Below are 20,116 nucleotides of genomic sequence, written 5' to 3' on the forward strand. Positions count from 1 at the left end.
TTCAGTCGTCGTCGGCGGGCGCGGCCTTGACTTCGTCCCAATCTTGCTTGTCCACGTCGAGGCCGTAGAGGTCGATGGCGTTCTGTCCGAGTATCTTAGCCTTCTGCTCCTCGTCGGCCCCGATGCAGTTGATCTTCTCCAGCGCGACCGGGATGTTCGAGGAGTGTTCGGCGGCCATGATGAGCTTCTCCGCGCCGACGCGCTCCATCGCCCGGCGGATGTACATGTTCAGCGCCAGCGTGGTGTCGAGATAGATGTTGTCCCAGCGGTCGGCCATCTGGATGGCCTCCTGCGTGAGGGTGTAGGCCCCGCCCATGTGCGCGAAGATGATGTCGAGGTCGGGGTAGTCGTCCGCCACGTCCATGTACATACCGGGAACCGAGAACGGCATCCCGTGGGGTCCGGTGTGGACCATCACGGGCACGTCGTTTTCGATGCAGGCGTCGTACACGTCGTAGGCGATGTCTGAGGTCGGGTCCACACCCCAGGCGAGAGTGTGAAGCTTGACGAACTTGAAGTCGAGTTCCTCGACGCAGCGCGTGATCTCGTCGTGGACGAAGTCGGTACCGAGGTGCGGGTTGACTGCCGCGGTACCGAAGATGCGTCCGGGGTACTCCTGGCTCGCCTCGTATATTTGGTCGTGGACCTCCGAGACGGACTTGTCGGTCTCGCCGCCGAGCGGTTGGAGGATGGTCGCGTCGACTTTGTTCTCGTCCATCGCGCCGATGATCTGTTCGACGCTCTCGGACCACTCGAAAGTGCGGTCCTGCTGGTCGTCTTCGTTACCGATGTGGTGGTGTCCGTTGACGACGGGGTAGTCTGCCATTGCGAATGATTGTTGTGGGGATACCACGCATGAGGTTTGACTACAACGTGTAAACCATTGAAATGGGGTCCGGTAGAAATGGAGAAATCCCGAATGTCAGTCGAGGCCGAGCAGACCGGCGGGCGTCTCGACGAGACACCGTCGCACTGTCCCGCGCTCGATGCCCGCGTCAACGACGCTCTCGGCGAACTCCCGCAGTCCTGGAACCGGCGGGTTGTCAGCCTGCCCGTAGTCCGTGGCGAGAGCTGCATTTTCGGGGCCGACCCGTTCGACTGCTTCGGCGACTCGGTCGATAGTGTGGCCCGTTGTGCTCTGGACCGAGTACGCACAGTACTCCATGACTGCTCCCAGCTCCGCGAGTCTCTCCTGCTGGTCAAGCGGAATGTCCACGACCCGGAAGCATGGGTGGTTGACCAGACAGTCGACGCCCGCGTCGGCGCAGGCCGCCGCGACGACCTCCACTTCGGCCGGTGTGGCGTGGCCAGTTCCGACGACGGCGTCGTACTCCGCGACCAGGTCGATGATAGTCCGGGTCGCGGCTGTCACCTCGCCGTCCCGAGCGACCGGAATCTCCTCATCCTCGTCCGGGACGCGCTGACCGACGAACCGCTCTATACCATCCTCGCGCGCCTGTGAGGCGTGGTTCGCGCTCCACGCCGTGGGGAGCCAGACGATTTCGGCTCCGAGTTCGAGCGCGGTCTCTACGGCGTCTCGGTTCAGTCCGCCGACGGTGCCGTTACAGGCGACCCCGCCATAGAGCAGTTCGTCGCCGACCGCCTCGTTCACCAAGTCGACTCGTCCCGCCGTCGGAACGACGTGACTCTTGACCACGACGCCGCGCATTCCGGCCTCGCGGGCGTCACGCGCGAGGGCCACGTCGCTCTCGAACCGGTCGACGAGGTCCGGGGCAGTGTGTACGTGCAGGTCCACCGCGCCCGCGAGGAGGTCGTCGCCCGTTCGACTCCCGTCGTCAGTCACGCCACCACCTCCGCCAGCAGTTCCATCGGGTGGCGCGTCTCGACGTCGCAGTCGGCGAGTTGCTGGCTACAGGACGCACCGCCAGCGGCGATTACGTCGGCGTCCACCGCGTCGAGTTTCGCCGCGAGGTCCGTTCCGAGGTCCATCGAAAGTTCGTAGTGGTCGGTCTCGTAGCCGAACGCGCCAGCCATGCCACAGCAGGTCGCATCAACCGGCGTCACGTCGTATCCCGCCTGTCGGAGCAGACCGACGGGCGCGTGGTCGCGGCCGCGAGCCGTGGCGTGACAGTGGCCGTGGTAGGCCACCGACCGGTCGGCGCATTCGAAGTCGGGGGCCTCGGGAATCGAGAGATCGCCGGTCGCCACTCGGTCGAAGAGGAATCCGGCCACAGTGTCGGCCGCGTCGGGCACCGGGCCGGGGTCGGCCACGAGGTCGTCGTACTCCTCCAGCGCACTGGCGCAGGAGGGTTCGAGACTGATCACTGGCACGTCCTCGGCTCTGTCCCGAAGCGTCTCGACATTTTCGGCGGCGTCCGTCCGCGCGGTCTCGACCATCCCTTGTGAGAGCGCGGGCCGGCCACAACAGTTCACGTCCGGAATCTCGACGGTGTAGCCGAGTGCTTCGAGGACGCGGACCACTGCCATGCCGACCTCGGGGTGGTTGTACGTCGCGTAGCAGTCGGGGTAGAGGACGACCGCGCCGTGCTCGCCCGCGGTCGGCGCGGGGTCGTGGGTGGCCATCCTTTCGAACAGCGATTTACTGGCGAACTCAGGGAGACCCCGCCGCCGATCGATACCGAGGACCTTCTCTGCGACGACGCGGCCGGGTCCGAACTTGGCGAGTCGGTTCGCCACGGGCGCGAGGGCGCTTCCGACTCGATTCAGTGCCCTCACGTTGCCGAACAAGCGAGCGCGGAGTGGGACGCCTTCTTCCCTGTGTTTCTGGTGTTTGGCCTCGGTCTTGAGTTTCGCCATGTCAACGCCGGTCGGACACTCTGTCTCGCAGGCCTTACACGAGAGACACAGGTCGAGGACTTCCTCTTGAAACCAGGCGCTCGTCAGCGCCTCCTCGCCGAGTTCACCGTCGATAGCGTCTCGGAGGGCGTTCGCCCGCCCCCGAGTGCTCGCAACCTCCTCGCCGGTCGCCCGGTAGGACGGACACATCACGCCGCCATCGGTCGTCCGGCACTTCGAACAGCCATTGCACTGCTCGATCAGCGAATCGAACCCGCGTTCGTCGCCGAAATCCAGTGTCGTCTCGACCTCATGGGGGTCGTAGTCGTCGTACCGCAGAGCCTCATCGACCCTGGCGAGGTCCCCCTCCGAGTCGGGGACGACCTTCGATGGATTGAACACGTCTTCAGGGTCGATGGTGCGCTTGACCGTCTGGAACGCCTCGTACAGCGTCTCACCGTACATCTCGGGGAGATGTTCGGAGCGCAAGCGGCCGTCACCGTGTTCGCCGGAAACGGCACCGCCCACGTCGAGCACTACGTCGTGGACCGCCTCGGAGACCGACCGGAGTCGCTCGCGGTCCGCCTCGGTCTGGAGGTTCAGGAACGGTTTGACGTGGAGTACGCCCTGCCCGGCATGGCCGAACACGCTGGCGTCGAGGCCGTGGTCGGCGAGTACGTCGGCCACGCGGTCGAGATACGTCGGCAGTTTCTCCGGGGGAATTGCGGCGTCTTCGATGAACGAGAGGGCCTGCTCGTCGCCCGGGTGGCGGTTGAGTAGCGGGTTCGACGCCTTGCGGACCTTCCAGAGTCTATCTTGCTCCTTGTCGGTAGCCGCACGTTCGACGGCGACAGTGTGCTCGGTCGTGCTGGCGGCGACCGCCTCGTCGAGACGACGGTCCTGCTCGCTCGCGTCGCACTCGACTTCAACTAGCAACGCGGCCCCGGCCTCGTCGGGAACCAGGTCGATGCCCCACGCTTCACGAGCGTGTCCAAGCACCGCGTCGTCCACGAGTTCGACCGCGCTCGGATCCGCGTCTAGCGCGCCAGTTACTGCGTCGGCGGCGCTTCGCACATCGTCGTAGAACAACAACGCGGCCGCTCGGGTCTCGGGTCGTTCGGTCAGTTCGAGCGTCACCTCAGTGACGACGCCGAGGGTGCCCTCGCTCCCAACGAGGAGGTTCGAGAGGTCAGTCCACGAACCGTCGCTGGCGACGCTCGATTCGAGGTCGTAACCGCTGGAGTTACGGTCCACGTCGGGGTAGCGGTGTTCGATTTCGTCGGCGTGTTCGGTTCCGATTTCCGTGACTGCCCGGTAGAGTTCGCCGACACGGTCGTCACGGGCGAGTTCGGCGTCGAGTTCCTCGCCCGCTTTGTGCTCGAACACCTCGGTGGTACCGTCGGAGAGTACGCACTCTATGCGGGCGACGTTATCCCGGGTCGTTCCGTGGCGGACCGAGTGGGGTCCGGCCGCGTCGTTGGCGACCATGCCGCCGATGGTACAGGTGCTCGACGTGCTCGGGTCCGGCGGGAAGTACAGGTCGTCGGCGGCGAGTTCGTCGTTCAGTTCGTCGAGAACGACGCCCGGCCGGACGGTGGCGGTCTTCTCCTCGGGGTCGACCGACACCACCTCATCGAAGTGGCGCGAGCAGTCAAGGACGATACCCTCCCCGATTGCGTTTCCGTTGAGGCTGGACCCACCACCCCGGGCGACCACGCTCGTCCCAGTGTTGCGGGCGAATCGGACGGTCCGACGAACGTCTGCGACGGAGGCCGGCCAGACGACTCCTGCGGGTTCGACCCGGTAGATGCTCGCGTCCGTCGCGTATAGCGTCCGAGCCGTCTCATCGAAGTCGGCGTCACCGTCGAGGCCACGGAGGTCGGTCGGAACGGACCTCCGTCCCGCCTCTCTGTCTGTGCTCATGGTCGTCCATGCCCCGGCAAGCGGGAAGGTCGTTCAGTCGAACATGGCGCGGGTTTTAGAAGCGTGAACATGTATTCGGATAGCCTGAAGTGGTCGGGCCGTGCGTTGGTGTCTATGAGCGCGAACGAGCGTGTCGCCGCGTGTCAGTTCGAACCGACCATCGGTGACGTCGCCGGCAACCTCGAAGCCCTCGAGCGGACCCTCGATGGCCTTCCGTCGAGCGTCGCTGTCGCCGTCTTTCCCGAACTCTGCGTGACGGGGTACGACCTCGACGTTGCCCAGGACCGAGCGACCCCGGTCCCGGGCGAGTTGACTGACCGACTCGTCTCCATCATCGCCGACCACGACGTGACCGTCGTTGCCGGTGTTCCCGAGCGCGACGGTGAACAACTGTACAACAGCCTCGTCGTCGTGGACGGTGACGGTGTTCGCGATACCTACCGGAAACAGCACCTCTGGGGCGACGAAGCGGACGTGTTCGCGACCGGCGACGGCCCGCAAACCGTCGAGACGCGCCTCGGCACTGTCGGCCTCGCCCTCTGTTACGACCTCAACTTCCCGGAAGTCGGACTCGACTACGCTCGCGAGGGCTGTGATGTCCTCGCCGTGTCGGCGGCGTGGCGCACCAGCTACGAGGCGGACTGGCGACTCTTGCTGCGCGCACGGGCACTTGACGGGCCGTACTACGTCGTCGGGGCGAATCACGCCGGGGACCAGCGTGGGCGCGACCACGCAGGCCGTAGCCTCGTTGTGGACCCGACAGGGACGGTGCTGTCCGAGGTCACAGAGGGGGACGGCCACGCGGTCGTGACGGTGGAACCGGAACGGATAGAGGCAGGCCGAGACCGAAACCCGGTACAGGAGAGTCGAGGCTGGACGTAGCAGTAGCCCCCAATCCGCGAGTGTAGGGCCACCTCCATGTCCGCCGATTACGCAGTAACTCACGATTATCGCTCGTTAGACTGCTCGGCCGGTCGCTCGTCCAAGACTTCCCAGCGGTTTTACTTTCACTTTTTAATAGGAGCGTCGGTAGGCCGTGATGAGGAACAGTCTACGTCTGCTACCGAATGGACACTCCTTCACGTCGTCCATCTAGTCATTGAGGCCTCTACGTTCTACAGCGCCATCGCGAAGGGTGCTGCTGCGGCCGCCCTCCTTTCGAAGGCCGACAGGGACCTCGCGGTCGACGACTGCCAGCCGATCTACGACCTCGACGAGGAGCCTGCACCACAACTTGCCGACAAATGGCCCTCGCTCCCTGCGGCAACACGGATTAAGACGAATCGCGGCGCACAGTTACAGGTGAGGGCGCGGCCACTCGGTGTCTCTTCGAGAATTAACCAACAATACATTCGATACTCAAGTGCGTTGGTTAAGCCGCATTGGAGGAGTCTTGGTCTCTCTGGAGAATACGTACTGAAAACGGTATCACGACTCTACAACGTGCTGATTAATCTGTGTAATAGGAAATCCAGAATAGCCAAATCTGGATTAGCCTATTCTATATTTGGTTATTCAATAGACTTATGCCAGTGTCCGTCCATCCGATAGTATGGACCAGTTCGTGGACCGAGAAAGCGAACTCGCGCGTCTTCAAGACTGTTACGAGTCTGAAGATGCGGAGATGGTCGTCATCTTCGGTCGCCGTCGACTCGGTAAAACCGAACTCGTGAGACAGTCGCTATCTGACCGCGACGACGTCGTAATGTACCAAGCGACCGAAACGACAAAACAGGTGCATCTCGACGAGTTCGTCGGCCTCGCTTCCGAGTCGTTCCCCGGCGTCAGCCGAATCAAACCTGAGTGGGAGTCACTCCTCGGCTATCTCGCCGAACAGGATGCCGTCATCGTGCTGGACGAGTTCCCATATCTCGTTGACGCGGACGAGAGTCTTCCGTCAGTTATTCAGCGACTGTGGGACCACGAGCTTCGGGACACTGCAGCGACACTCGTACTCGTCGGTTCATCGATCAGCATGATGGAAGAAGCCACGCTCCTCGGAACCAGCCCGTTGTACGGCCGGTTCACTGAGAAACTGGACCTGCGACAGTTCGACTTCGGTGCTGCGAGAGAATTCTTCCCTGCTTCCTACACACCAGAAGAACAAGTGTTCGCGTGGGGTGTCTTCGGTGGCACACCGTACTACTTGGACGGGGCCGAACTCGACCACGACCTCGGGGCGGTTATTCGACAGTCACTGCTCGCACAGCAGGGGTTCTTGCACAATGAACCCGAGTACGTCCTCCGTACTGAACTCACCGAGCCGAACCGATATTTTGCGATTCTGAAAGCAATCGCCGCCGGGAACGCCACGTCAAACGAGATCGCGCAGGCGATCGGCATCGACGGGAAGCAAATTTCGACGTATACGAAGAAACTGGAACGGCTTCGTTTAGTCGAACGTGAGGTTCCAGTCACCGAAGACAAGACGAAGTCGCGGCGAGGTCGGTACCGGATTCTCGACCCGCTGTTCCGCTTCTGGTTCCGGTTCGTCTACGGTAACGAGGATCGGTACGACCGACTAAATGATCACGCCTACGAGGCCGTTATCGAACCAGAGATGGCCGACTTCGTGAGTCACGAGTTCGAGACGCTCTGTCAAGATGCACTGCACGATCTGTATCCCAACGAGATGTTCACGGACGTTGGTCGCTGGTGGTACAAAGAACACGAAGTGGACGTCGTCGGCCTCACTACAAATGGAACGATGGTGACGGGCGAGTGCAAGTTTACGAACACCCCGCTCGATTATAGCGCGCTTGCATCGCTCGAAGAACACACTCGGGAAATTCGCTGGTCGCCTGATAGCGGTGATGTGACGCAAAAGTACGCTCTTTTCGCCCGAAGTGGCTTTACACAGTCAGTTCGAGACGCAGCAGCCGAACGTGACGATCTCCAACTGTTCGACCTCGAAAAAATCGTGGATAGTTTTTGATCGTCACAGTAGACAACTCGCCGCTTTCGATCTCTGATTGTATTCTCACACTATCATTGTCGATACTGACCGTGACGAGTCTAAGCGGAGTCGCGCATATCTGACCGAGAAGAATCGGCTGTTGGCCGAGTGTGTTGAAAATCTGGAGACGCTCCTCGAATGGAAGAACGACCGCATTGGCGAACTCGAAATAGAGGTTGAGCAGTGAGAAGCAGCAATCGAGGACTGTGAACAGGAGGTAGACGAACTCCGCAAGCAGCAGGATGCCAACGTGGGTGACCAGGACACGGAGTCTGAGTCAGCGTCCGTTTGGGGACGGACGAAACAATGGTTCGGAAGGAACTCAACGCAATCGATGACGAGATCAATGCGTGGAAGGACACCTACGAGATCGAGTCACTCACCGAACTGCGCCAGAGCATCGGAAGTGACGACCTCACTGGTGACGAGCGCCGAGAGCGCCTCCTAGTCTCTACAGGCGGAGCAGGCCGAGTGCCTCGGGGGGCTTGACCCCGAGGCGGTTCACGAGGCCGAGATGCTTTCGCGCTCTGGTGAGCGCAACGTTCAACCGGCACGGGCCCTCCTCGGGGGAATTCGAGGAACCCACCGTTGCCGTCGTCGTTGCTCCGGACGTAGTAGTGGGTAGCTCAACGACTGGCTTCTACAATGTCGGTCGGCGTGAACAACGAGACATCGTCTCGCTCGTCGGCAGTCTGTTGAAGTCCGTCTGAGAAGCCGGACCGGCAGAAACAGCAGTACTGATAGTCGGGCGACCCGCCGTTCGGTGGCGTCCACTCGACGTGTGTCGCAGTCCGTTCGAGATCGGCCAGATCTCCCTCCGTCATTTCTCGGGTTGTGTACTTGCATTCGCAAGCGACGAGCGTCCCATCGCTTGCTAACCCGACAACGTCGAGTTCGTTGTGTTTGTGCCACCAATAGCCGATTCCCTGATACGTTTTCGGAACTAACGATTGAAGCCTGTTCTGGCAGATAATCTCGAACATCGACCCCATGTACTCTGAGAACGTCGGCCTGACGAGTTGTTCGTAGGCGTCGTCACCAAGTTGTGTGAGTTTCCCTTCTTGCCCGTAGACGTACCGAACCAGAAACGGAACAGTGGTTCTTTCAGCCGATACCGACTTTTCCGAGTAGCGTTCGGGTTCGCAGTTACCGGAATATCTCGTTCAACCAGCCGAAGTCGCCGGAGTTTCGAGAGGTACGACCCGAGCGCGTTCGAACCGATGCCAGCAAAGTCAGCAATCTCGTTCGCTTCACGCTTGCCAGTAGCGATTGCGCGAAGGATTGTGTAGTACGTCTGGGGCTCACGAATCCCGAACTCCGTGCGTAACAGGAACTCCGGCTCGTTATGGAGCACGCCATGTTCTGAGAGTACGTGTGATTGCACGTTCTCAGAGAGTGATGCAGACGGAGTAAGCGCCTGTAGGTAGTACGGTGTTCCACCGAACACGCCCCACGTTTGAATAACCGAATCCGCGTCATCCTCCGGATAGAACACTTGTGCATCGCCAAGTGCAAGCGGCGGCAGATCTATCGTGGCCGTCCGTCGACCGTAGAGTGGACTCCCACCGCTGAGAACCTTCTCTTCCATGATACTGATCGAGGAGCCAACGAGGACGAGTGTCATCTCGGTTTCTTCGAGATGCATATCCCAAACGCGCTGAATTTTCGAGGGAGTGCATCATCCGATTCGATAAGATACGGGAACTCGTCGAGGACGACAACTGCATCTTGACGGCCGAGGGCCCGGAGGAGTGCCTCCCAGTCTCGCTTGATGTCTTCAACGAGTGGAAACGTTTCCTTTGCAGTCTCGACGAAGTTCGTGAGTTGTACCTCTGATGTCTCCTCGGTCGCTTGCCAGTAGATCGTGTCATCTCGATCCTGAATCGCCTTACGAACAAGTGCGCTCTTCCGAGCCGACGACGTCCATGCACAACGAGTAGTTCCGCGGTATCGCTCTCGAGTTGTGAGTGTAGCATCTCGAGTTCGTCTTTCCGATTGACGAAGCGCGGATGAGCCATACCCCTCCTTCGAGCCGAACGAAGACAATACTAGTGATTATCTAAATCACGATTTTACTAATCACGATTTTACTATCGAGAGTTATCGATTCACGCGCTTCGTTAATTTTGAATAGGTTCTGCTTTATCGAGACTATGCGCTCGGCCAATGGCTACCCTTTGAGGAACCTGAAATCCCTCGGCCGCTCGGCATCCCGCGACCGCCGCTGCGCTCCTGATCCCTGCGGTGCTTGCGGGTTGAGGGACGACCGAGACGGCCTCGTCCATTCTGAGTGCGTCAGGGGATGGCTGGATCGCTGAGCGCCAGAACCAGATGGACGGGTGTTTTGCCACGGCCCGCATCGCTCGCCGTCTCGGGTGCGCTCTCGCTCGCGCCCTAAGGGGGCGCGCGAAGGCACGACCGATCTGTGCGACTGGTCGGAGCAGTCAGTTTGCCTTGATGAGCGTCGGGCGTGTTCGACGGGCACATTTCACGCTGGCCAGGGCGCAGTGACGCTCTGCTGTGATGTCCCTGGAGCAAGGCTGAGATTGCCTGCCGTCATAGAGGGGACGCGCGTGCCCCCGATCCAGAGGTTAGTGAACCTGTTCGTGCCCGACTGATTACGGGCGTAGACACCCCAGTCTTGGTTGTTCATCACATGCACGTTCTCGAATCGGTTCCGGGTGGCATTGAGCAGCCAAATCGCACTCGGCGCCTCCAAGAGCCGTCTTGTGGCCGTCGTGTTCGAGACGACCGTCCCCGAGATACGGTTGTGAGTTGCGTTCGCGAGCGCGAGGCCCGCGAACGCGTTCCGATCGATCAGACTCTCCGTGACGGTGGTCGCTGTGGCATCGAATAGCAGGACGCCTACCGTATTGCGTGCGGCGGTTACTCCCGTAAGCGTGACCCGGCTGGCATTCCGAACGACGATTCCATCCCCGATATTGTCAGCGACCGTGGTGTTATGAACCCTGCTCCGTGTGGTGTCGCGGAGGGCGATGCCAGCGTGCCCGTTGTCGCTCGCGTTCGTGTCGGTAATCCGAATGCCGGTGGCGGTCCCCACCCTGATACCATCTTCGGCGTGCTTGGTCACAGTGGTGGCGGTGAGCGCGACATCGGTGGCGTTGGTGAGATTGATCCCGACGGCGTTATCAGTGGCGGTAACCTCTCGCATCGTTCCGGACTGCACATTCACGAACTGGACGCCGACGTCGAGGCCGGTGACCGTGAGGTTCGTGACCGACACGTTCCTGATCGCGGGCATATTCCGAGATCCGACGATGATCCCAGCCCCGAAATAACCTTGTGACGCCGCCAGCATGTGTTTTCCACGCTCTAATAACGTGGTGTGCACGGTGATGGTGTGGCCGTTACCCTCGATGGTAATGTCGCTCGTTTCGACCGCAAGGCAGGTGTAGTCGCGGGTCTCGAGATCGGTGGTGAGGACGTATGTTCCAGCGGCGGTAATCGTGGTACACGAATCGATCGTGGTGGCCGACTCCACTGGGCGTTCGACAGTCGAACCCGGAGGGGTGGGAGCCGGGTCGAGTGGTGTAACCCCCCCGAGGATGAGCAACCCAACAACGAGCAGTGACGCGTTCGCGCAAATCTGTGGGGGCATGGGGCTATCCACCCCCAAATCGTGCGACAGCCGCGAGATACTCCTCGCGCCGCTCAAGAATCGTGGCAATGATAGCTTGGGGGAGCCCTGTCGCCGCTTCGATGGCCGCCTCGGCCTGGCCCGCATCGTGTAGGACAATCGTAGGTTCCACAGGTGTACCTCCAGGAGGTGACAACGCTCACGGGCAGAATAAACATTAGCTGAAAACCATTTCAATAAACGCTCAAACTGGAATATATTTCCCTAAGCGCTCGAACTGAACTCCGTATGCCTAACCAGTCCAATAGGTCGGCGTGTCAAGACGGCGGTCGTCCCGCCCATCTAGAACGGAGTGATAGTTACCGAAAGAGAGGCTGTTTCGCAGACGAAGCTACGGCCAGATCTCTCTTGGTTCAGGCCTTCTCGTTCACGTCGATGACGTTCACGTCCTCGTCGAGCGTCAGCTCTAACTCGGCATCCTCATGCTGAAACGTGACTCGAACCCGAGGTGGATCTGTTGCGATGAGTTCATGGTCAATGTCCTCCTTGAGGTCGATCTCGCGATATCGGGGTTGGAAACTTTTGGCGTCGTCATCCTCGTACTGGAGAGGCACATCGTGGTCGTAGTAGAAGGCGACCACTGCGGGATGGTGCATGACCAGCCACGAACACGATGGCACGATTTGTGCGGAGGCCTTGCAGACAGGGCAGCGAAACCGAGCCATCACGGCGTACCGCCGCTCGCAGGTGGAACAGACTCCCTCGGCCGCGTGGTCGTCACAGACGTGTAGCCAGCGGTCTATCGGGCCCGAGCACCCGGTACAAACCCCTTCGAGCGCGGATTGTGTGTTCCAGGTTCCTCTGATAGAGGCCGCATTGAGCAGTGCTTCTGGCCCCCGGTCGGTCATGCCAGCCGGATCCAGGCCCGTCGACGAGAGAATCCCTCCCGGAAACTGACCACGATCCCCGAATCGCCCCTCGCACTCGGTACAGACGTGCATGAGCGCCTCGTCGTGGTAGGTGATCGCCGTGGGAGCGCCACACACGGGACAGGCCCGGTCTACCTCGGTCGGGTCAAGTGCTGGATCTTCGAGACCCACGCCCGCGATGACCGACTGTACGAGCTGGAAGCCGGTGGACCGGAGCTCGTACCCCGAATCGGTCTGGCGGACGAAGTGGCCGACCAGCTGTTTGAGGTGATAGTTGAACTGCGAGCCGTCGCGCATGCCGACGCGCTTGCGCAACTCCGCGAACGTAACAGCGCTCTCGGCTGTAAACGGTTCGTATGCTTCCCAAAGAGCCAGCAGAATCGCTAGCCGGGTTTCGTGCCCTAAGACGGAGAAGGCTTCAGTCGCGCGTGACCCAGCAGCGCCCGCAGCCGCCTTGAGCGGTGGCTCGGTCGAATTCGTTTTGGCCATGTGGGTGGCTACCACATAACAGTCTATAAAACGGCGGGACGATCGAAGCGATGTGCCTTGAATGCAGTACGCTACTTATGATAGTTTCTCGTTAAGTCTTCTCGGGCCGTGCTGAATTCAGAGGCCGCATCCATTATGGTCGAGAATTCTACCCAAACTCAATTCGAATAAAATATGTCAGACGTAGAGAACGTATTTACCATTGCCCCGTTCGTACTCACGTCTGCACATCGATGACGGCACCCGCACCGTCGAGCGTCACGTTGAGGTCGTCGTCGTCGATGACGACCGTGACCTCGATCGCCAGCGGATCCTCGGATACGACGGTCTGGTCGGCGATAGTCTCCATCTCGACGCGGTGCCAGTTGTGCCCATAGACTTCGAAGTCGTGGTCGTGATAGAACGCTGCCACCGTCGGATGCACGAGGATGTGTCGCCCGGTGGGCATATGGAAGCTGTTCTGACAGACGTCACAGACGCGCCGGAACAGGATCTCGAAGATGCGGTCGCAGTGGGGGCAGACCTGGCCGTCGCCGACCGTATGGTCCTCACAGATGAGCGGGGTCGCGGTGACCGTCCCCGAACAGCGTGGGCAGACACCCTCGATTAACAACATAATTCGGTATTTGACCCACGTGGTCTGCACCCGGTACATTTCGGCCAGCGACCGTTCGCGGACCCCCGCTGGCAACAGTAACGGAATCGCCCGCAGTACGCCCGACCCGAGTTCGGGATGCTTCCATGCTCCTTCGCAGGCCGTACACCGGACGAGTAACAGATCGGGAGACCGGTCCGTCCCGTGGTCGAGAACGACCTGACCGCCACATAGGGGACAGGGATCGTCGATCGGCTCAGTGTCGAGGACCACCTCGTCAGTCAGCGCGCCCGCGAGCATCGTACTGATGATTTGTCCACCTGTTCGACGGAGTTCATAGCCGTCGTCGGTCTGACGGACGAACGGCCCGACGAGTTGGGTGAGGTGGTAGTTGAACTGCGAGCCGTCGCGCATGCCGACGCGTTTGCGCAATTCCGCGAACGACAGGGCCTCGCGCTTGGGGGCTGTGGGGTCCTGTGCGTCCCAGAGTTCGTAGAGTATGGCTAGCCGAGTTTCGTGGCCGAGGATGGCGAACGTCTCCTCTGGCGAGCGTCCGCCTCGACTTTCAGCGTCACTGTGCATAGTGGCATCGTAGGCCAGTATGTCGTGACTATTGTTAACTATTATCGTACCAGGGGATGGGGCAACCGACGACTTTGTACGACGACCTGTTGGTCAGGTTAGGAATGCGGAGTTCAGTACGAGCATTTATAGAAATATTTTTCATCTAATATTTATTGGGCTATCGATTATCCTATGCACTGTGTCATACAATGACACGGAAACGCACTGGGCTGGCTACCACTGAACCGGTCGGGAGCGACCGCCGGTCGTTCCTGAAACATCTCGGGGTCGCCGCCCCACTCGGCTACCTTTCGAGGCAAGCCAAGGCGACGAAACAGGACACCGGAGCGCCAGGACACCCCCAGACGCTGGCGGAAGCGACCCGTTCGGAAATCGACATTTGCACGCTGCACCTCCAGGACGAGGCCGGAAACGGGCCGCTGTTCGCCGACGAGACGAAACTCTACGAACGGTTTGCCGGAAATCCCGTCGATACCGGCGTGGCTCCCGCCGAACTTGACGGCGAGCACGTGACGTGGGAGGAGTTTAGCGCCGTCGAGGGGTCGATCGTGGCTAAGTGCGTTGATCAGGGGAGGTACATCTCGATGCACCTCCAGAATCTCGTCCCGCTGGGCCTGTACACCGTCTGGATCGACCTCTTCGAAGAGCCGGGGTTCGTTGCGGGCACGCATGACATCGACGAGGCGCTCGCGCACGAAATCGGGGTCGGCGCGGTCGGTCCAAACGACGGGAGCCAAAGTACGTTCCGGGCGACCGAGACCGGTGAGGCGATGTACACCGGCATCACACCACCCGGGGAACTCTCGATCGCAGGTGAAGTCGGCGCCTGTGCGCTCCCCCGCACCTCCGTACGAACTGGATATCGTCGGCGCATACAAACTCGACGACGAGAGCCACGGACCCGAGCCCGGGCCTGACGGGACGTGGGTCCCGCAGTTCGTCTTCGCGTTCACGGCGGAATCGGAGACCTGTGACGGTTCGAGAGACACGACCGCGAAACTCGACTGTCTGTAAAAATCCGCGTGAGCAACTGGACTACCCTGCGACCGAGGTGCGATTATCGGCCGGGGTGAACTCCCACCCACCACGATACAAAGTGGATGATACTGAGGCACACCGTAATTTCAGGCCTTGTTGAAACCCTCAAGCGGTGATAAGTTCCAGCGGCCGTGCTGATTACGGAGACTGGTGCAGTTGTCGACGGTCGGAACTTTCGTTAGAGGACTTGTTCACAGAAGCGGCCTCCCGAGCTGTGTCGACCCAGCTGTGGTCCGGGAAGGGAGCGGGATGCACGTCGTACGTGTACCGATAGTCGCGCTCGTCCCCGTCGAGCGTGATGTCGAACGCGTAGACGATTCCATCCTCAACCCCGAGCCGGAGCGTGCCGTTGATAGCCGGTGGGACATCGGCGGCGGCGGTCGCACGTTCGCCCGAGATGCAGTACGTGATGACGGGGACACCATGGTGGGTCGTCGTGTTGGTGGCCGTCCACGTGTACGCGTCGAGGATGTCGGGGTGTCGACCGATGTTCGTGGGAGCAATTTGTCCGTAGTGTAGATCGTATCGGTAATACGCGTCGGTGGTGTTGTCGTAGACGTATCTGTCGTCCGATTCCAGTTGCTCTCGCTGGCGCTCGGTCGGGATACTGTCGGCCGACTGGACGAACGCATACGTCGTCCCGTTCCGATAGACCGTGGCGTTGTGCCAACGTTTGGCGAGTATCTCCCCCGTGGAGGAATTGATGTAATAATCTCCTTCCACGAGTCGGCGGTCGGGCGGTGCGGTGTAGACGATGGCGTACGAGTCCCAGTACGTTCGCGGAGTGTGCGAAACGTTCGTATCGTCTGTCTCGAGCGCCGAGAAGTTGATGTGATCCGGTCCTGTCCCTGCGGGATACGTCTGGTCAGAACCAAGTGGGGTTACTTGAGGAGACCAGAAGGTCGTGAAAGCGAACAATCCGATACCGATTGCTACGAGCGCGACGACGAGGCCGATCAAGTAGCGACGGTCCATACAGAATCAAATCACAGCGTCGATAAGTAAGTCCCCAAGACTCAAAACGGCACTTGTATATCAAGGAGGACCACAGATTGAACTCAATCTGTAAGCGATACACTCTCTGTATTCAGTAGCCCGTTTCTCTCAGAATCACAGTCGCTCGTACTCTTCGCGGGAAATAGCGAGGGCTCGTTCCACGTTGTGAACGACGCATTTGATGACAAGTTCACGGAACTGCTTCCACCAGACGCATGATCTGACGAAGGCTCCGAATTTCTGCTTGATAGCGGCATTCACTGTCTCATTCATGTTCCGTCTGTTGTAGAGGTCGCTGTCAGGGTCGTGCCATCCACGCTTTGTGAGTCTCTTGCACGTATACTATCGCTTGTTCGTCTCCTCTGCTGAGAGTTCTTCTTGCTCTATCCATGCTTGAACTATATCACCGATGTCAAACAGGCTGTCCTTTGCAGAGAAATCAATAGAGACGAAGACACCGAAATGTCCGTCGATTGGAACTTGTAGCGCAAGTGCATCCTCGGTCTGACAAATAATTCGTCGAAACTTCCCCGCATGAGTCACGTCTGCTAGTGTCTCCTTCCCAAGCGCGAATACGATGAGTTCTCGCCGAAGTGTCTCGATCTCTGCTGGGGTGTACTGTTGGTCAAGGTCTTCACGGAGATACAGGTTGTCAAATCCGGTCGCTGTATAAACTGCAGCTATCCGTAGTGCGTTACCAACTTCTCTTTGACATCTCTGCGGGAGTTCAAATGACTGGGTCATACTAGCTGTTTCTTCTCCTCACCCATGATTGTGATTGTTTACCACGTTTGGGGGGATAGTCAAATAGAAGATTAGAAACAATGGAGGAAGCGGGCTTGGACTAGCGATCATCAAGAAACTTGCAGAGAAGTAAATACAGGAGGATCGCGCTCTACATTGAGCAACCTGTGATGCGAATTTGTCGAATCACTGACCGAGAACGAGGGTAAATCCCCACCCGTAGCTGTATTCGTCTGTCTCCGGATTCACTGTGTATCCCTGTGTGAAAGAATAGTCACCGGTTGGCCAGCAGGTGTCGTTCTTCACCCAATTCGCCACCCCGTACTGTTTTGTGAGTGTGTCCCCCACCGCGAGTGTCCGGGTATCCACCATTGGATACGTCTTCGCGTGATCACGCCAACAACCGTCCGTCAACGAAGGGTCGCCGTCCTGTGAAATAACGAGACCAGTATCAGGACGACTCTCTGCAAGCGGGCTTGGAAACGGCAGTTTCCAGTGGTTTGTCTGAATCGTCTGGGTAGTGTCGCTCGCGTTCCGAATGGAGATGCGAATCCGTGCTGGATGATCAGACGTCGGCTGTGCGAGGAATTTGACGCTGTGCTGGAACGGACTGTCAGCAGGTGTCGGCTCAACACGGAGTTCGGTGAATGGCTTTCCAGCGAGTGTCTGGTATGATTCCGCCGGTGTGGTAGTGGAAGCGTCCGATTCTGGTGGTGAAGAAGCAGTGCACCCTGCGACTCCAAGACTGAGAGCGGTACTTGATAAACGGAGGGCTGAGCGGCGGGTTATCTCCATATTTCTCTCCTTTATTCCCTCAGGAAATGCTTTTTGTGTCCGTTCAATTCACGCTCTGTATTCAGCATGACTTCCATCGACTTATTCGGGCGATGTCAGAAGTATCCTGCTGAATTGAAGATGCGTATTCGGCAGCCATTGGCATGCCTTGTTTGAACGTACCGCCCACAACTAGTCCGGATTCCGGACAGAGTATCAACTGATACTGGAAACGCGTATCGAATCGATATTAGACGGATGTGCGCACCGTACTCCGGTCACAGGCATGCTTAGTCAGGAATTCCATCCGTCGCCTCGGAGCTCCCTAGGTCAGGTCGAACGGACGACATTTTTATTGAACAACCGCGAAACACCTGTATGGACAGAGACCGTCTGATCGAACTCGCCGCACACTACGTCGCGATGCTGCTGATGTGGTTAGTGGTGATTACTGGGCTGCGAGCACTCGTTGGTGAGTTGAGCTTCTGGATCGAGCTTGCGGTTATAGTTGTTGTTGTCTTGGCATACCGGCTCATCGTACAGCAACTTGGCATCGCGCCTCGTGCGTGGAAGAAACAATAATCAGTGACAATCTAGCCCCCGGTGAAAACGACTCGGTGACGAGAGGGGCTTCCGGGACGTGGGCGTCGCTTTCAACTGTGCACTCCGTCTCTGATGCCTCGTATATCGCCTCGATACGGGCGGGCGGTTCGGGGTCACGGTCGATGTCTTCATCCCGAGGCGTAGGTGTTTCTAACACCTTCTAAATGGTTTCTGTTATGGTTGATTTCTTATAATTTATCCAGAGTTCTATATAATAATAGAAATAACGTTCTGAATAGAGAGGCTAAGTTTAGCAGAGCGTCATATACAGACTCAGGGGTTAGTGAAACGCTACCTTCAATAACGGAACATATTACTCGGTTCCTCGAAAGCCACCATTATGGACGCATCTCCGACGATTTACGAGGACCGCATCGCCGCGCAAATGAACCGCGGTGACTTCGTCCTCGCGGTTGTGACGGCGACGAAGCCAGACTTCTACAAACAGGCGCCGGTCGTCGCCGCCGCCGACGCCAACGATCTCCCCTGTTTCGTGATCCACACCGGTCAACACTACGATGAGGTGCTCGGCCACGGTCTTCAGGAGTACGGTCTCGAACCCCACATCGCGGCCGACTTCGGCATCCGAGGTGATCTGAGCCAAAAAACCGCCGAAATGATGCTCGCGGTCAAGGAACTGGCGGCGAAACTCAACGAGTGGCCCGACACGACCGTCCTCCCGATGGTCCACGGCGACACCCACGCCGCGGCCATCTTTCCGCAGGCGTGGATGTTCGCCACGAACCAGCAGGTCGCGCACAACGAGGCCGGTCTCCGCGGGATGGCGCCGACCTACGAGACGACCTCCGACCCCGAAGCGGTCATCAGCGAACAGTGGAACAACGAGTGGCACGTTGAGCGGACCGAACCGTTCCCCGAGCAGTACGATACCTTCATCGGCTCCGCAGCCTCGATCTACCAGTTCGCGCCCGTCGAGTTGAACCGCGAGCATCTTGAACGCGAGGGCTACCCCCGCGAGGTGGACGGGCAGGAGCGCATTCCGGTGGTCGGCAACTCGGTCGTTGACGCCATCGAGATGAAACGCAACCACGACGGCGAGAGCGTCTTCGATGTTTACCCCGCGCTGGAGGCGCGCGACGACTGGATCCGCGTCGACATCCACCGACGGGCGAACCTCCTACCCGAGCGGTTCACCGCCATCGTTGAGGGCGTGATCGAACTCGTCGAGCGCGGTTACAACGTCAACTTCGTCGAGTTGACCGCCACAGAGCAGGCCCTGCGCAACTATGGATACCGCGAGCGCCTTCAGCGATTGGCCGACGAGCGCGGGAACTTCCTGTTCACCGGGCTCTGGAAGAAACACGCCCATGTCTACGAGTTCCTCGCCTCCGGGCAGTGTCTCGCCGAGTTCACCGACTCCGGGAGCATGCAGGAAGAACTCAACCACATTGAGGAGGCGATTTGTCTCACCGCCCGCTTCAACACCGACCGTCCGGAGACGGTGTTCGACGCTAACACGAACCTCCTGGTTCCGCCGACCGACGGCGAGTTCGTCGCCGACATGATCACCCACGTCGCCGAGACGGACGCGGTCCGCGAGCGCATGCGCTCGGGCGAGAATCTCTATGGTAGCGACGTGGGCGAACGCATCGTCAGGTTCCTCAAGACGCGCGCCGATGACCGGGTCTTCGACTGGACGGACGGGCGACTCGGCTTCGAGTCCGGCGGCGACAGAGAGTTTGAGTATCTGTAAAAATTCCTATCTATATGGCTTCCGTCGTATAGACCGACGCTTCATCAACGGACATGGGCGGAAACTTTCGGGCCCATGACCGAGTTCGAAGACGCCGTCGATTTCGAGGCGAAGCCGCTACTCCGTGAGCACGGCGTCCGAAACGAAACGGGACACGAGATTCAAGACGCCGCAATTCAAGTCGCAACGAACAACCCGGAGGAACTCGCTCGCGCCATCCTCGACGACCGAGGCGTCGATATCGACAGCGACGAAGAGTAGCAAACTCCTATCGCGTTCTCGCTGATGTCGAGCTCGAAGTAAACGAGTTAGCGGAGACTCGATACGAGACACCGGTTGCCGTGTGCTCGTTCGATTCTACGAACGCGTCTCCACCGAACCAGCGACCGATATCCGTCGATATCTCGTTCGGCTT

The 20,116-nt window shown here is 59.4% G+C and carries 17 protein-coding genes and 2 pseudogenes; 8 read left to right on the forward strand and 11 right to left on the reverse strand.

Annotated features, from left to right (window positions below; translation table 11 throughout):
• Nucleotide 1 precedes the first annotated feature (1 nt).
• From E2484_RS12465 to E2484_RS12475, 3 genes are all read right to left on the reverse strand, one after another.
• Complete coding sequence (locus tag E2484_RS12465) at nucleotides 2-826, reverse strand: amidohydrolase family protein (RefSeq protein WP_137285549.1); 825 nt, start codon at nucleotides 824-826, stop codon at nucleotides 2-4.
• 96 nt (nucleotides 827-922) lie between these two features.
• Complete coding sequence (locus E2484_RS12470; RefSeq protein ID WP_137285550.1) at nucleotides 923-1,804, reverse strand: DUF6282 family protein; 882 nt, start codon at nucleotides 1,802-1,804, stop codon at nucleotides 923-925.
• On the reverse strand, nucleotides 1,801-4,680 hold the full coding sequence (locus tag E2484_RS12475; protein ID WP_137285551.1) for an FAD-binding and (Fe-S)-binding domain-containing protein: 2,880 nt from the start codon (nucleotides 4,678-4,680) through the stop codon (nucleotides 1,801-1,803). Before E2484_RS12475 ends, E2484_RS12470 begins: the two co-directional genes overlap by 4 nt.
• Nucleotides 4,681-4,794: 114 nt before the next feature.
• On the opposite strand from E2484_RS12475, the gene E2484_RS12480 reads away from it, so the two are divergent.
• The 4 genes from E2484_RS12480 (at nucleotide 4,795) to E2484_RS24995 (ending at nucleotide 8,346) form a co-directional block, all read left to right on the forward strand.
• A complete protein-coding gene (locus E2484_RS12480; protein WP_137285552.1) occupies nucleotides 4,795-5,562 on the forward strand; it encodes a carbon-nitrogen hydrolase family protein in 768 nt (255 codons plus the stop codon).
• A 670-nt stretch (nucleotides 5,563-6,232) separates the two neighbouring features.
• Nucleotides 6,233-7,615, forward strand: coding sequence for an ATP-binding protein (locus E2484_RS12490; protein WP_137285553.1), 1,383 nt, complete (start codon nucleotides 6,233-6,235; stop codon nucleotides 7,613-7,615).
• A gap of 327 nt (nucleotides 7,616-7,942) precedes the next feature.
• On the forward strand, nucleotides 7,943-8,125 hold the full coding sequence (locus tag E2484_RS12495; RefSeq protein WP_137285554.1) for a hypothetical protein: 183 nt from the start codon (nucleotides 7,943-7,945) through the stop codon (nucleotides 8,123-8,125).
• Nucleotides 8,126-8,166: 41 nt separating this feature from the next.
• Nucleotides 8,167-8,346, forward strand: coding sequence for a hypothetical protein (locus E2484_RS24995; protein WP_170977311.1), 180 nt, complete (start codon nucleotides 8,167-8,169; stop codon nucleotides 8,344-8,346).
• Here the strand turns inward: E2484_RS24995 and E2484_RS26040 are convergent.
• From E2484_RS26040 to E2484_RS12515, 5 genes and pseudogenes are all read right to left on the reverse strand, one after another.
• A pseudogene (locus tag E2484_RS26040) lies at nucleotides 8,263-9,654 on the reverse strand (ATP-binding protein). The gene E2484_RS24995 and the pseudogene E2484_RS26040 overlap by 84 nt on opposite strands.
• A gap of 470 nt (nucleotides 9,655-10,124) precedes the next feature.
• On the reverse strand, nucleotides 10,125-11,255 hold the full coding sequence (locus E2484_RS12505) for a right-handed parallel beta-helix repeat-containing protein (protein ID WP_170977334.1): 1,131 nt from the start codon (nucleotides 11,253-11,255) through the stop codon (nucleotides 10,125-10,127).
• A 4-nt stretch (nucleotides 11,256-11,259) separates the two neighbouring features.
• Nucleotides 11,260-11,406, reverse strand: a complete 147-nt coding sequence (locus tag E2484_RS25000) for a hypothetical protein (RefSeq protein ID WP_170977335.1) — start codon at nucleotides 11,404-11,406, stop codon at nucleotides 11,260-11,262.
• A 241-nt stretch (nucleotides 11,407-11,647) separates the two neighbouring features.
• Nucleotides 11,648-12,652, reverse strand: a complete 1,005-nt coding sequence (locus E2484_RS12510) for a DUF7351 domain-containing protein (protein ID WP_137285556.1) — start codon at nucleotides 12,650-12,652, stop codon at nucleotides 11,648-11,650.
• Nucleotides 12,653-12,869: 217 nt separating this feature from the next.
• Nucleotides 12,870-13,829, reverse strand: coding sequence for a DUF7351 domain-containing protein (locus tag E2484_RS12515; RefSeq protein WP_137285557.1), 960 nt, complete (start codon nucleotides 13,827-13,829; stop codon nucleotides 12,870-12,872).
• Nucleotides 13,830-14,020: 191 nt separating this feature from the next.
• Between E2484_RS12515 and E2484_RS12520 the strand changes: the two genes are divergently transcribed.
• Nucleotides 14,021-14,749 carry a hypothetical protein gene (locus E2484_RS12520; RefSeq protein ID WP_137285558.1) on the forward strand — a complete coding sequence of 243 codons (729 nt, stop codon included), beginning with the start codon at nucleotides 14,021-14,023 and terminating at the stop codon, nucleotides 14,747-14,749.
• Nucleotides 14,750-15,008: 259 nt separating this feature from the next.
• On the opposite strand, the gene E2484_RS12525 is transcribed toward E2484_RS12520, so the two are convergent.
• The 3 genes and pseudogenes from E2484_RS12525 to E2484_RS12530 all read right to left on the reverse strand — a co-directional run bounded on the left by E2484_RS12525 (nucleotide 15,009) and on the right by E2484_RS12530 (nucleotide 16,610).
• Nucleotides 15,009-15,845, reverse strand: a complete 837-nt coding sequence (locus E2484_RS12525; protein ID WP_137285559.1) for a hypothetical protein — start codon at nucleotides 15,843-15,845, stop codon at nucleotides 15,009-15,011.
• A 135-nt stretch (nucleotides 15,846-15,980) separates the two neighbouring features.
• Nucleotides 15,981-16,191, reverse strand: a pseudogene (locus E2484_RS25575) (hypothetical protein); the annotation flags it as partial.
• Nucleotides 16,192-16,208: 17 nt separating this feature from the next.
• Nucleotides 16,209-16,610: a hypothetical protein gene (locus tag E2484_RS12530; protein WP_137285560.1), complete on the reverse strand. Its 402-nt coding sequence runs from the start codon at nucleotides 16,608-16,610 to the stop codon at nucleotides 16,209-16,211.
• A 1,152-nt stretch (nucleotides 16,611-17,762) separates the two neighbouring features.
• On the opposite strand from E2484_RS12530, the gene E2484_RS12535 reads away from it, so the two are divergent.
• From E2484_RS12535 to E2484_RS12545, 3 genes are all read left to right on the forward strand, one after another.
• On the forward strand, nucleotides 17,763-17,966 hold the full coding sequence (locus tag E2484_RS12535; RefSeq protein WP_137285561.1) for a hypothetical protein: 204 nt from the start codon (nucleotides 17,763-17,765) through the stop codon (nucleotides 17,964-17,966).
• A 361-nt stretch (nucleotides 17,967-18,327) separates the two neighbouring features.
• On the forward strand, nucleotides 18,328-19,701 hold the full coding sequence (locus E2484_RS12540) for a UDP-N-acetyl glucosamine 2-epimerase (RefSeq protein WP_137285562.1): 1,374 nt from the start codon (nucleotides 18,328-18,330) through the stop codon (nucleotides 19,699-19,701).
• Nucleotides 19,702-19,776: 75 nt separating this feature from the next.
• Entirely contained in the window at nucleotides 19,777-19,962 is a 186-nt protein-coding gene (locus E2484_RS12545; protein ID WP_137285563.1) for a hypothetical protein, read from the forward strand.
• Nucleotides 19,963-20,116: the final 154 nt, after the last annotated feature.

It is taken from the genome of Halorussus salinisoli (assembly GCA_005239435.1).
In the GTDB taxonomy this organism is placed as follows: domain Archaea; phylum Halobacteriota; class Halobacteria; order Halobacteriales; family Haladaptataceae; genus Halorussus; species Halorussus salinisoli.